10 protein-coding genes and 1 pseudogene are annotated in these 12,740 nt (G+C 39.9%); 7 read left to right on the top strand and 4 right to left on the bottom strand.

Going from position 1 to position 12,740, the window contains the following annotated elements; translation table 11 throughout:
- Positions 1–173: 173 nt before the first annotated feature.
- The 4 genes and pseudogenes from ACFINW_RS00775 to rpsP all read left to right on the top strand — a co-directional run bounded on the left by ACFINW_RS00775 (position 174) and on the right by rpsP (position 3,373).
- A complete protein-coding gene (locus ACFINW_RS00775; RefSeq protein WP_375612226.1) occupies positions 174–830 on the top strand; it encodes a carbonic anhydrase in 657 nt (218 codons plus the stop codon).
- A gap of 230 nt (positions 831–1,060) precedes the next feature.
- Complete coding sequence (gene ffh, locus ACFINW_RS00770; protein WP_375612251.1) at positions 1,061–2,629, top strand: signal recognition particle protein; 1,569 nt, start codon at positions 1,061–1,063, stop codon at positions 2,627–2,629.
- A 24-nt stretch (positions 2,630–2,653) separates the two neighbouring features.
- A pseudogene (locus ACFINW_RS00765) lies at positions 2,654–2,982 on the top strand (chorismate mutase).
- A gap of 16 nt (positions 2,983–2,998) precedes the next feature.
- Positions 2,999–3,373, top strand: coding sequence for a 30S ribosomal protein S16 (rpsP, locus tag ACFINW_RS00760; RefSeq protein WP_375612227.1), 375 nt, complete (start codon positions 2,999–3,001; stop codon positions 3,371–3,373).
- 135 nt (positions 3,374–3,508) lie between these two features.
- Here the strand turns inward: rpsP and ACFINW_RS00755 are convergent, their stop codons facing one another.
- Positions 3,509–3,724 carry a DUF1674 domain-containing protein gene (locus ACFINW_RS00755; protein ID WP_375620942.1) on the bottom strand — a complete coding sequence of 72 codons (216 nt, stop codon included), beginning with the start codon at positions 3,722–3,724 and terminating at the stop codon, positions 3,509–3,511.
- Between the two features lie 83 nt (positions 3,725–3,807).
- On the opposite strand from ACFINW_RS00755, the gene htpX reads away from it, so the two are divergent.
- The 3 genes from htpX (at position 3,808) to ACFINW_RS00740 (ending at position 8,076) form a co-directional block, all read left to right on the top strand.
- Positions 3,808–4,854: a zinc metalloprotease HtpX gene (gene htpX / locus ACFINW_RS00750; RefSeq protein WP_375673650.1), complete on the top strand. Its 1,047-nt coding sequence runs from the start codon at positions 3,808–3,810 to the stop codon at positions 4,852–4,854.
- A gap of 47 nt (positions 4,855–4,901) precedes the next feature.
- Positions 4,902–6,266: an RsmB/NOP family class I SAM-dependent RNA methyltransferase gene (locus ACFINW_RS00745; protein ID WP_375639960.1), complete on the top strand. Its 1,365-nt coding sequence runs from the start codon at positions 4,902–4,904 to the stop codon at positions 6,264–6,266.
- A gap of 64 nt (positions 6,267–6,330) precedes the next feature.
- The gene (locus ACFINW_RS00740) at positions 6,331–8,076 is read left to right on the top strand and encodes a heparinase II/III family protein (protein ID WP_375639963.1); all 1,746 of its coding nucleotides are present in this window, start codon (positions 6,331–6,333) and stop codon (positions 8,074–8,076) included.
- 932 nt (positions 8,077–9,008) lie between these two features.
- Here ACFINW_RS00740 and ACFINW_RS00735 read toward each other — a convergent pair.
- The 3 genes from ACFINW_RS00735 to ACFINW_RS00725 all read right to left on the bottom strand — a co-directional run bounded on the left by ACFINW_RS00735 (position 9,009) and on the right by ACFINW_RS00725 (position 12,613).
- Positions 9,009–9,161: a DUF1127 domain-containing protein gene (locus ACFINW_RS00735; protein WP_273790070.1), complete on the bottom strand. Its 153-nt coding sequence runs from the start codon at positions 9,159–9,161 to the stop codon at positions 9,009–9,011.
- 345 nt (positions 9,162–9,506) lie between these two features.
- The gene (gene purH / locus ACFINW_RS00730; RefSeq protein WP_375620946.1) at positions 9,507–11,126 is read right to left on the bottom strand and encodes a bifunctional phosphoribosylaminoimidazolecarboxamide formyltransferase/IMP cyclohydrolase; all 1,620 of its coding nucleotides are present in this window, start codon (positions 11,124–11,126) and stop codon (positions 9,507–9,509) included.
- A 704-nt stretch (positions 11,127–11,830) separates the two neighbouring features.
- Positions 11,831–12,613: an SURF1 family protein gene (locus ACFINW_RS00725; RefSeq protein WP_375620947.1), complete on the bottom strand. Its 783-nt coding sequence runs from the start codon at positions 12,611–12,613 to the stop codon at positions 11,831–11,833.
- Between the last annotated feature and the right edge of the window lie 127 nt (positions 12,614–12,740).

Genomic DNA, 12,740 nt, shown 5'->3' with positions numbered 1-12,740 from the left:
GCTCTTTATTTGGAAAGAATGAGTTTGTTTTTGCTATTTTTTAGTAATATTTTGTACTTTAAAGAAATATTTTGCTTCAAGGAAAGGGCACTTTTAGTATTTTTGTATGTTAATAGTTTGTTTTTTAAAATATATAAAATGAAAGTAAAAAAAGAAGCAAAAGTAAAGAGAGAATGGCGCATTTACCAGAAAGACTTTTAAGTGGTTACCAAAACTTTATAAACAATCATTTTTTATATAAAATAGCAGATTATCAGCAATTGGCGATTGAGGGGCAGAAACCTGAAGTTTTGGTCATTGCTTGTTGTGATTCGCGTGCAGTACCAGAAATGATTTTTGATGCTAAGCCAGGGGAAATTTTCACCCTGCGCAACGTGGCGAATGTGGTTCCTCCTTTTTCTCCTGATGACCAATATCACGCAACATCAGCAGCTCTTGAATATGCTGTGCAATTGCTTGAGGTGAGACATATTGTCGTTTTTGGTCATGCCCATTGTGGAGGCATTCGTACTGCTCTTAATGAGACATATAAATCTTTATTATCAAATGATTTTATCGGTCAATGGATAAGTCTCTTAGCACCAGCAGCAGAAATCGTTTTGAATAATAAGTCGCTGTCTTGGCCAGAAAAACAGACGGCATTAGAGCAGCTTTCTATTCGCCATTCGTTGAGAAATTTAGAGACGTTTCCGTGGATAAAGCTTCGCAAAGATCAAGGTTTTTTGACATTGCATGGTGTTTGGTTTGATATCTCTAGCGGGAAATTATGGAGCATGGAACAGGAAACAGGTTGTTTTATGCGTGTTGAAGTTGAAAGTTTTGAAGTATAGTATTTGTTGTTTTTATTTCTTCGTATAAAAAGATATTTTATGATAAAACTTGACAAAGCTGGGGTTTTATTGTTTGAAGGAGCAAGCTTTCAGTGACAAAATTAACTTGGAGCCACCGACTGAGACCCCAGTTTAAGGGTATAAAGAGATCTCAGAGGTCAACATCCGACGGCGCGATGCGTTCTCGGATGCTATTTTGGTTTGTTTGTTATGCAACAATGAGGTAAATGATGTTTGAATCCTTGCAAGAGCGACTTGGTTCTATCCTGTCTCATTTGACGGGACGTGGCGCTTTATCGGATCAGGATGTTGTAGAGGCGCTGCGTGAAATTCGTCGCGCTTTATTGGAAGCTGATGTTGCTCTTGATGTTGTGCGCTCTTTTACCGATAGAGTTCGGGAAAAAGCTGTTGGGGCCGAAATCGTTAAATCAATTAAACCAGGCCAAATGGTGGTTAAAATTGTTCATGATGAATTGGTTCATATTCTTGGAAGTGAAAGCGTTCTGAGTGATTTAAATGCACCAGCTCCAGTTGTTATCATGATGACTGGTTTGCAAGGTTCGGGAAAAACAACCACAACAGCAAAGCTTGCAAAACGTTTTACTGATAAGCACAATAAAAAAGTTCTCATGGCGTCATTAGATACACGCCGTCCTGCTGCACAGGAGCAATTGCGCCAATTGGGAGAACAGGCAAAACTTGCAAGCTTGCCTATTATTGCGGGTCAGCTGCCCGTTGATATTGCATCACGTGCCGTACAGGCTGCTAAATTGGGTGGTTATGACGTGCTTCTTCTTGACACAGCAGGACGTAATCATATTGATGAAGCTTTGATGCTCGAATTGGCTGAAATTAAAGCATGTTCCCTTCCTCATGAGATTATGTTGGTGGCTGATAGTTTGACGGGGCAAGATGCCGTTCATCTTGCTCGTTCTTTTGATGAGCGTGTAGGGATTACGGGGATTATTTTAACACGGATGGATAGTGATGGGCGTGGTGGCGCTGCTCTTTCTATGCGTGCTGTTACAGGTAAACCAATTAAAGCAATTGGAACTGGTGAAAAAATAGATGCTTTAGAAGAATTTCATCCCAGTCGTATTGCTGATCGTATTCTCGGAATGGGGGATATTGTTTCTTTGGTTGAAAAAGCTGCTGAAACAATGGATCACGAGAAAGCTGCTGCTTTTGCAAAAAAAATGCAAGCCGGAAAATTTGATCTGAATGATCTTGCAGAACAGTTGCAGAAAATGAAAAAACTGGGTGGAATGGGCGGTATTATGGGCATGTTGCCAGGAATGGGGAAGGTCAAAGAGCAGATTGCGGCTGCGGGGTTTGATGATCGTTTGTTTGATCGTCAATTGGCCATTATTTCATCTATGACACCCAAAGAGCGGGCGAATCCAGAGCTTTTAAAACATAGCCGCAAACAACGAATTGCTAAGGGGTCTGGTACGACAGCGGCTGATATTAATAAACTTTTGAAAATGTATCGCCAAATGGCTGATATGATGAAAGCCATGGGTGGTAAAGGAAAAAGTGGTTTTATGGGAAAAATGTTGGGAGGCCTTGGTTCCAAAATGGGTTTTGGTGGTATGGGAAACTTGGGAGGGGATTCTCCAGCTATACCGGATTTGTCGGGATTGGATCCAAAGCAATTCTCAATGCTTCAAAAGCAAATTGAAAATGGTAATGGAGGGAAGCTCTTGCCCGGACTTCCTAAGCGTGGACCTACATTTCCTGGTCTTTCCAATGGCATTGTCGATGGGGGAAATTTTCCTCAGCATCCTAAGAAAAAATAAGATGTAAAGAGGGAAAGGGATATAATGCAGGAAACAGTATTAAACGAATTAGCACATTTACGAGCATCCATTGATAATTTTGATGCAACCTTGATTCATATCTTAGCAGAGCGGTTTCGTTGTACGAAAGCTGTTGGGCGCTTAAAAGCCCGTTATGATTTGCCTAAAGTAGATCCTCTGCGTGAGCAATATCAGGTAGCGCGTTTGCGGCAATTGGCTATAGATAGTCATCTTGATCCTGATTTTGCTGAAAGATTTTTAAAATTTATTATTAAAGAAGTTGTGAGTCATCATGAAGTTATTGCTGAAGAGCAAAAAACAAAAAAGTCAATTTAAACGAAAGCCAGAGCTGACAATAGGAGATAAAATATGGCATTGAAAATTCGTTTGTCCCGTGGAGGTTCAAAAAAACGTCCTTACTATCATATCGTCGTTGCAGATGTTCGTAGTCCGCGCGATGGGCGGTTTCTTGAACGTGTTGGTGCATGGGATCCAATGTTGCCTAAAGATGGACCGAGGGTGAAACTTAATGAAGAACGTATCCAATATTGGCTTGGGCAAGGGGCTCAACCAACAGATCGCGTTTTACGGTTTTTAGATGCAGCTGGCTTGAAAAAGCGTCCAACTCGTAATAATCCACATAAAGGTGAACCGGGTAAAAAAGCACAAGAACGTATAGCAGCAGCAAAGCAAGCGGCAGAAGAAGCAGCAGCAGCGGCTGAAGCAGAATCTGCTACAGCATAAGAAGCATGATTGTTTAATCAACGTGTTTTTAAAAGCTTTAGAAAAATAAATATTATCCGTTTTTGTCTATCAAAAACGGATTTTCTTTAAAAAGCTGCTTGTTTAAATCCGCGCTGTTTTTTTTAATCAATGGTTTTAAAAATCAATGGCGCGGCCTTTAATTTCCCAGTCTCCATAGCGGGAAGGGTCTTTGCCGCCGCGTCCGCCGTTTTCTAAAGGTTGTTCTTTTTTTGTTGCGCGTTTTCGTCTTTCTTCAGCTTCTTTAAGGGCGCGTTGTGCTGCGGGAGAAAGAGATTGCTGTTTAATGACAGTTGTATTTTTTTTGCTTGTTTTCTCATCTTTTTTATTCATTTTACACCTATTCCATTGAAGAAGTAGAAAGAAAACACCATCATATAGTATTGATTGACTTTTATCATGGAGTTTTTTGAGTAATGAATATAATGCGTACAGCTATGCTTTTGGCTTTTTTAACTGCTCTCTTTATGGGAGTTGGTTATCTTGTTGGAGGGGGTGGTGGCATGGTCATTGCTCTTTTAATGGCAAGTGGTTTAAACTTTTTTTCTTATTGGAATTCAGATAAAATCGTTTTACGCATGTACGGGGCGCGTGAAGTTGATCAGCATTCAGCACCAGTTTATTATAAGATTGTAAGCGATTTAGCTAAAAAAGCTTCTCTTCCTCAACCAAAAATTTATGTTATTGAGAATGCACAGCCAAATGCTTTTGCAACGGGACGTAATCCGCAAAATGCAGCTGTTGCTGCAAGTACTGGGTTGTTAGAGCGGTTAAGCGCTGAGGAAATTGCCGGCGTTATGGCGCATGAGCTCGCACATATTGAGCATCGCGATACGTTAACAATGACTCTAACCGCAACGATTGCAGGGGCAATTTCAATGCTTGGTAATTTTGCTTTCTTTATGGGAGGACAGCGTAATTCTTCAGAAGATTCTCATGGCGCTGGGGCAATTGGAGGATTTATTGCATTGCTCGTGGCGCCTTTTGCAGCGATGCTGGTGCAAATGGCGATTAGCCGTACACGGGAATATGCTGCGGATCGTAGAGGGGCTGAAATATGTGGTAATCCTTTATGGTTGGCTTCGGCATTGCGTAAGATTGCTGATGGGGGACGTGGGGTATATAATGAAGAAGCAGAGCATAATCCAGCAACCGCGCATCTGTTTATTATTAATCCTTTGAGCGGTGAGGGAGCGGATAGTCTTTTTTCGACACATCCAGCAACTGCAAATCGTATCGCTGCTCTTTATCGGCAAGCAGAAGAGATGAAAGGGGCTCTTGCCAAAAGTGTGGGATGGAATAAAGAAGACGCTATACATGAAAAAAGCAGCGGGATGAACTATGGAGATTTTCATAGTGGTCAGGCTCATGCATTAGGTGAGCAAGAAAACAGTTCTTTTCAGCGTGTTACAAAACGTCCTTCTTGGCTTCGTTATGAAAATTCAAAAAGATCTCGTTCATAGAATTATTGAGAGAGCTCTTGAGAAAACTGTGATATAAAGGTGGTGTTTTGAAACACAAAAAAGCGGGGCATGTGTCTGAAAAAAATGTTCCAGGATTAGCTGTTCGACAGGTGTGTGTGCGTCTTTTGGGGGCGGTAGTTGATAAGTACACGCCTCTGTCTGGTTTGACGGATAATGAACACGGACATCCACAATATTTGAAGCTTTCACAACGAGATCGTTTGTTATGTCGGGCTATTTTAACAGCTTCATTGCGTCATCGAGGGCAGATTATGGCGGCTCTCTCACGCTTTTTGGCGCGTCCTTTGCCTTCACAAGCACTTTCACTTCAGCATCTTTTGCATATCAGTGTTGCACAAATTCTTTATCTTGATATTCCCGATCATGCGGCTATTGATTTAGCTGTGCGTGTGGCGAAACTTGATCCTCGAATGCGCCGTTTTTCAGGGGTGGTGAATGCTCTTTTGCGCAATGTTGCACGTGAGGCAGAGCCTTTACGCCAACAAGTTCCTACCATTGAAGGTGTGCCAGCGTGGTTTGGACAGCTTTTAATATCAGCTTATGGAACAGAAAAGGTACATCAGATTATCGCAATTCAAAGTGTGGAACCTCCTTTCGATTTGACAGTGAAATCTGATAGTGGTGGATGGGCTGAAAGGCTTGGCGGTGTGGTATTGCCCAATGGTTCTGTTCGATTGAAGCGTCTGGAGTGTTCTGTTTCTGATTTACCAGGCTATCGTGAAGGGTCTTGGTGGGTCCAAGATTTTGCAGCAGCTTTGCCTGCTTGTTTACTTGGGAGTATTGAGGGTAAACGCGTTGCTGATCTTTGTGCGAGCCCTGGAGGAAAAACAGCACAATTGGCTTTGCAAGGGGCTGAGGTGACTGCAATTGAGCTTTCTGCTAACCGCATAAAGCGTTTAAAAGAAAATATGGAACGGCTTCATTTTTCAGTTCATATTTGGCAGGGCGATGTGAAAAATTTCCATTCAACACAGCTTTTTGATGCGGTTCTTCTTGATGCTCCTTGTTCTTCTACAGGAACAATCCGTCGTCATCCAGATATTTTATGGACGAAATCGAGGGAAGATATCGTCAAGTTAGTGGCGTTGCAATATGATTTGCTTGTCGCAGCAATTTCTTTGGTGAAGGTGGGGGGGCGGATTGTTTTTTCCAATTGTTCATTGGCAAGAGAAGAAGGTGAAGATCTTATTGAGAAAATTTTATCGACACGCAATGACATTGTTTTAGACCCTATTTATCCAGAGGAAATGGGAGCACTGGAACATTTGCTTTGTGGGGGGATGTTACGGACAACGCCTGCGGATTTTTGTCATAAAAATTTTGATGCTGAGAAAACCGTATTTTTAGGAATGGATGGTTTTTTTGCTGCGCGCTTACGAAAAATTGCTTAATTAACGCTTCATTTACAAAAATGGTCGAAATTGTATTTGATTCAGCATAAATGGAGATGAAATTTTGGCGGTTGCGGTAAAAGCTCCTCAGGTAAAAGTGGCAGCCTGTATCGATACGATACAGAATGTTATGCGGCGTTTATGGGTTGGACCATTGTTTCGTTGGCGATTTTCAGGGTTTCGTCCTCATAAAATTTTAGCGCATCCCATGGATTTGCATGTAGCTGATCCGATGATGGCGCATGAATTTTATCATGGTCGTTTTGCTTTTGCTGGTCACATTGTTCATTCTGGTGCTGTTTCTCCGTTTTCATTGGTTCCACCAACGCTAGAATGGGAAGCGGCTCTACATGATTTTCATTGGTTGCGCCATATGGAGGCAGCAGGAAGTGATTTAGCTTCTGCACATGCACGCTCTCTTTTAGAAGACTGGTTTGATCATGCTGGCAAGAAGGTAAAAGGGCTTGCTTGGAGTGATCCTGTTGTGGCGCGGCGCTTGATTTCATGGATTTGTCATTCGAAAATGTTGTTAGAAGGGGCAAGTGAACGGTTTGAAAAACGCTTTTTACGTGCACTTGGTTTGCAATTTCGTTATTTGCGCGTAACAATTTGTAGTATGGAGCACAATGATCAACGTTTACAAGCAGCAGTGGCTTTGACATTCGCATCTCTTGCTTTGCCTGTTTCTGCGGCAGTGAAAAAAAAGGTACAAACCACACTTATAGAGGAGCTTTCCCGTCAAATCCTAGTTGATGGTGGGCATATTTCCCGTAGTCCTGTTATTTTGCTGAATTTGTTATCGGATTTATTGTCGTTACGGCATCTTTTTATGCGTAGCAATGAAACAGCACCCCGTATTTTGATTGATTCTGTTGAGCGTATGTTGCCAGCTTTACGATTCTTTATCCATGAGGATCAAACGTTGGCCCATTTTAATGGGGTTGGTCCCCTTGTATCGGAACGGTTATCATCACTTTTGGAGCTTGATGAAACAGGAGGACATCCTTTTAGTTATGCCCGTTATTCAGGATTTCAGCGCTTAAAAGCCAATCAAACAACAGTGCTTGCAGATACAGGAAAGTTTCCACCCCGCTCTGTAGCACAGCAGGCTTGTTCGGGGTGTTTGTCTTTTGAAATGTCTTCACAAGGGCACCGTTTTATTATCAATACCGGTGTTAATCCTGATGGACGGGAAGATTATCGACATTTAGGGCGTGTTACTGCAGCACATTCAACAGCTACGCTTAATGATTGTTCAGTGGGTGCTTTTTATCATAAAAAGAAAAATGGCGCGCCATTTTTGTTTGATGGACCAACGGATGTTCAAGTGCGTCGTATAGAGGATTCAGAGAAGACGGGTTTTATTGCGAGTCATAATGGTTATATGCGACCCTTTAATCTTATTCATGAGCGTGGTCTTATTTTGGCGACAAATGGAGATATGATTGAGGGTTTTGATCGCTTTTTTATGCCCAATAAAGGGGGAAAGAGACACAAGAGTGTGCAAAATGAAAAAAATCATGTTGCTGTTCGGTTTCATCTTCATCCACAAGTTGAAGTTAACTATGATGGCGAACGTGTGTGTTTAGCCGTAAAGAATGAGAACGTGAAGAGCGAACAAGTATGGTATTTTATATCGCCTGACGCAGATATTTGTCTTGAAGATTCGATTGATTTTGCAGAATTAACAGGTCCACAACGGACACAACAGATTGTTTTATATTTTCGTCCAGCATTTCAGGAAAAAGTTCGTTGGCGTTTTATCCGTAAAGCGTTTGATAAAAAATTAGAACATTATTCCAACCCATAGTATATTGCGTTTTATCTTGCGTGTCGCAAAACATTATCGTTTATTGTGGTAATATTCTCAAAATTTGAAGATCATATCAATTTTATACATGAAGCATTTGCTAGAGTATAGGTTGGATGTTTTTAGGCAAGGTTTACTCATAGAATCTCATGAGGTGATGCTAAAAGGGATTGGCTCCAGAAAAAAAGTTTTTTGAAAGACCATTGTTGACAGATGAGTACTGGTTAAGGATCTTCATTCTTTAAAGATATGGAGAGAAAATTAAGCCGTTGCTTATCTTCGATAAGTTTTTAAGTGTGCTGTTGGGATCAATATTTATCTCTGAGAGAGTTGCATTAATAGGGCTACACTCCTCACGAAAAACAGAGCGCTATTGTATTGTATATTCACGGACTTATTTTAAAGAAAAATCCCTTAACGCTTCCAAGCTTATTTTGCGACGATGCCCGTGATGGGTATAACGGTAAATCCATTAAGCACCCCCATCTTTACGCTTATGAAGGAGCAGTTCGGCACTATCACACTATTTATCAGTGTCTAATGTAACAGTTCTTGGCACTAGAGATAGCTCATAAGAGGCATTTTTAGCCTTTTCTTAATAGTTTTTATCTACACAGGATTCCTCATGTGTAACGTGCAGGCGAAAGGTTTTGGTTGATTCAACATACACAGATTTGAAATGAGAGAATCTTACGGTACTCGGGGCTCTAATTCAATATGAATAACGCTAAATTGTCGTTACAAATAAAATAATAAATCAAATGTTGTACATCACAAAAGAACTGAGAATTCGAGAAACAATACACAGCAATGGCTGAGAAAAACAACTCTTCTGCTCTTCGTTATTATACTAAAAATGAAGGCATAATAACAAATCACAAAATGCACGCTTTTTCATCGTAAAGCATTCTCTCAAATATCTCAAACAACTTTCATAAAGATTTACGCGAATAACGTCGTGCAATTGAATCAATATCACCTCGACAAATCCCAAGATCGCTGAGTTCGTATGTTGAAAGACGACTTAACGCATTAACGGTTCGACGATAACGGCGCCAATTACTATAAAAACGTAGAATATTCATATCCCCTACTCAAACTTTTCATTACACTCTTTAGTTTAAGAATAGAGTATATTACTAAAAAGAGTTGTGTTATAATATCATAGCAGGTATGCATCTAATACAAGATAATGTCCCTTTAACATTTTTCTCATGCGAAAGGGTAACCATTAAAAACATCAACAAGAACATCTTATCCCTAACCAATGGCTAAATTATGTGCATTTTCTGCGGTGATAAACTTTTTCACGTGTAGCTTCTTTGGATTGAATAACTGCTTCCATTTCAACATTTATCAATAGTCATACGATAATTATGAAAAATTCCTTGAAACATTTGTCTCATACGAAAAGAAAAGCAGCAAAATTATTAATGGCGGAAGTGACGTGTTCCTGTAAAAACCATCGCTAACCCCTGTGCATCAGCAGCGGCGATAACTTCTTCATCACGCATGGAGCCTCCTGGTTGAATAACTGCTGTTGCCCCTGCTTCAGCTGCTGCTAATAAACCATCTGCAAAAGGAAAAAATGCATCTGATGCAACAACAGATCCTTTTGTGAGAGTTTCTGTTAAGCCTGCTCTTTGCGCACTTTCTGCTGCTTTACTTGCAGCAATTTTGGCTGAATCGATGCGGCTCATTTGTCCAGCTCCAATTCCAACTGTTGCACTATTTTTCGCGTACACAATAGCATTTGATTTAACGTGCTTTGCTACACGAAAAGCAAATTGAAGATCACGCATTTCATCTTGAGTTGGGGCCCGCTTTGTCACTACTTGCAATTTAAGATCATCGACTACCACGTTATCACGTGATTGCACTAAAATGCCTCCTGCAAGTGTTTTCGCAAGAAGTCCTCCACAGCGTGGATCAGGAACTCCACCTGTAATGAGCAAACGAAGATTTTTTTTCTTGGCAATAATTTCACGTGCCGCCATTGTGGCATCAGGAGCAATAATCACTTCTGTAAAAATTTTAACAATCTCTTCAGCACATTCCTCATCAAGGGTTTGATTTAAAGCAACAATTCCACCAAATGCCGATACATTATCACACATAAGAGCTTTCAAATAAGCTTCTTTCAAATTTTCTCCTTCCGCAACACCACAAGGATTGGCATGTTTAATAAGAGCGACAGCAGCGGTTTTTTGCGGATCAAATTCTGCCACAAGTTCAAAGGCTGCATCTGTATCATTCAGATTGTTATAAGAAAGCGCTTTGCCTTGTAAAAGTTTTGCTGTTGCAATACCAAAACGTTTTTCATTATTGCGATAAAATGCTGCCTGTTGATGTGGATTTTCTCCATAGCGCATAACACTTTCAAGATGACCAGAAAAACTCTGCCACGATGGAGTTTCAATTTCTAAATCCCTTGCAAACCACGATGCTATTGCCGTATCATAAGCAGCGGTGTGTGCATAAGCGCGCATTGCTAGCTGATGACGCATAGATAAGCTTAAACATCCATTATGCTGCTTTAATTCAGCTAGAATCGAATCATAATCTTTTATCGCTGTTACAACACCGGTATAAGCATAATTTTTTGCCGCGGCGCGAATCATCGCCGGTCCACCGATATCAATATTTTCAAGAATCGTTTGTCCATCAGCTCCCGAAAGGATCGTCTCTTCAAAAGGGTAAAGATTCACCACCAAAAGATCAATTCCATAAATGCTGTTCTTTTCCATAGCTTCCCTATGGCTAGGATCTTCTCTTACCCCCAACAAAGCACCATGAATCAAAGGATGGAGTGTTTTTACACGCCCATCCATTATCTCAGGAAATCCAGTAACTTCAGCAACATCTTTTACGGGTAAACCAGTCGCTATGAGGGTTTTTGCTGTTCCTCCTGTTGAAATTAATTCAACATTGTAAGTGGCGTTAAGAGCTTGTGCAAAAGCAACCACACCCGTTTTATCAGACACAGAAAAGAGAACACGACGAACCCGATGAAGATCAGGTATGGGAAAATTTTTGGCAACAACACCCATAACAGCAGCCTTAAAAATGAAAGAGTTAAAATTCTAGTAAAACAAGCTTATACATTTATAGCATAAGCCTTTAGCAAAATACACTGAAAGGATAAACTGTCTTTTTAGAATATAGGATGATTCACCTTTTTCTATTATCCTGTAAAAACCTCTCATTTGAGGTGTGGTGATAGGTATAAAAGTCTCATTGAGACATTAAATGTTTTTTGTTGCTTATAACTCAATATCTCATCTTCATAGCAGTTTTGAAACAAAAAATGCATCCGTATGTTCTCTGCTATATTAGCCTTTATACTAGATGAAGGCGAAAGTATTGCGTATATGAATTGGAGTAATCTCTGAAATGGGAACCAATCTAATGAAGCAAGGATATAAAATTATAAAGGCAAAAATGAGTGCTCATCTTTCCTATTATTTTTAAATTTGACTTTATGTTTTTCAAAAGCGTTTATGACAATTCTTTTTAAGAGTGAAGATAATGCATTTCTTCACATTTTAGGGCATTACATCTTTTTTAATGAATCAACCCTATTTTATGATGTTTTTTTTAAGAGTGTCGCGTAAATCTTTTGTGGATGGTATAAAGTTCATTGTATGCCTATGATCTTTAATTTAACAAAGGCGCAAGTTGGTAGATTTTATTCTCTTTATCAGTTTTCAAGATTCTAAAAATTTTTGTTACTTGAGATGGAAGAGGTATTTTTTTAGTTTTTTTGCCGTAGCAGAAAAAGAAAACCTCCTAACACACCAGCAGCTAAAATAAACCACGTGATTGCATAAACGAGATGATTATTTCGAAAATGGATAATCGTAAGACCAACGACGGGAAGTTTTGCTTGTGGAGATGTTTTTCTGGCATCAATGAAATAAGGGGCAACAGTGGACAAACCAAGTTTTTGTGCCATAGCGGGGAGATCGCGCGTGTACCATAAATTTTTGTCAGGATTATTTTTACGCGGGAAAAATCCATTTTTTTCACTCATGCGTAATAAACCTATAATCGTTGTTTGTTCTGTGTCTGTGGTAGAATTTTGCTGAGATAAGGCATTTGTATGCGATTGCTCTGTGTTTTGAAAATTGTTACGTTCATCCATGGGGATAAAGCCACGGTTGATAAAGATCAGTGTATTATCAGCAGTTTGTAAGGGAGTCAAAACCCAATAGCCTGTAGTATTTTGAGCGGCAGCAGTGACTAAAATATTTTTATCTGTTAAAAATTTTCCTGTGATAATAACAGGTTGATATTCATATTTTTCAAAAGTAACATCTGACCATTGATTTTTTGGAGGGGCTTTTATGGGGGGCAAATGAATGCGCTGATTGGTACTGGTGATAAGATTTGTTTTCCAGTTTAACCGTTGTACTTGCCATATACCTAATGCACTGAAGAGAAGAAAAAAACAAATACATAAAGTTCCAAATAAAAAAGAAGAAAAACGGCAAGAATTTCCCTGAAGCTTTGTCATGGGGGGGTCTTTTTTGCTCATGATTTGTGCTTCCTTTCGGGACAATAGGCTTTTATTCTAACATGGTATATATTAAAAGAAACATTTTGTACGCTTTTTGGCAGAATTTGCACGCCTTATTGAGGAAAAAGATGAAAAATGAGCCAAC

This window comes from Bartonella sp. AA18HLJMS (genome assembly GCF_042197245.1).
Taxonomy (GTDB): domain Bacteria; phylum Pseudomonadota; class Alphaproteobacteria; order Rhizobiales; family Rhizobiaceae; genus Bartonella.
The sequence above is the reverse complement of the archived record's forward strand: the minus strand, read 5'-3'. Positions and strand labels throughout refer to the sequence as shown.

Coding starts and splice junctions, on each gene's coding strand:
- ACFINW_RS00775 (WP_375612226.1), top strand. CDS start 174: ATGGCGCATTTACCAGAAAGACTTTTAAGTGGTTACCAAAACTTTATA.
- ffh (WP_375612251.1), top strand. CDS start 1,061: ATGTTTGAATCCTTGCAAGAGCGACTTGGTTCTATCCTGTCTCATTTG.
- rpsP (WP_375612227.1), top strand. CDS start 2,999: ATGGCATTGAAAATTCGTTTGTCCCGTGGAGGTTCAAAAAAACGTCCT.
- ACFINW_RS00755 (WP_375620942.1), bottom strand. CDS start 3,724: ATGAATAAAAAAGATGAGAAAACAAGCAAAAAAAATACAACTGTCATT.
- htpX (WP_375673650.1), top strand. CDS start 3,808: ATGAATATAATGCGTACAGCTATGCTTTTGGCTTTTTTAACTGCTCTC.
- ACFINW_RS00735 (WP_273790070.1), bottom strand. CDS start 9,161: ATGAATATTCTACGTTTTTATAGTAATTGGCGCCGTTATCGTCGAACC.
- purH (WP_375620946.1), bottom strand. CDS start 11,126: ATGGGTGTTGTTGCCAAAAATTTTCCCATACCTGATCTTCATCGGGTT.
- ACFINW_RS00725 (WP_375620947.1), bottom strand. CDS start 12,613: ATGAGCAAAAAAGACCCCCCCATGACAAAGCTTCAGGGAAATTCTTGC.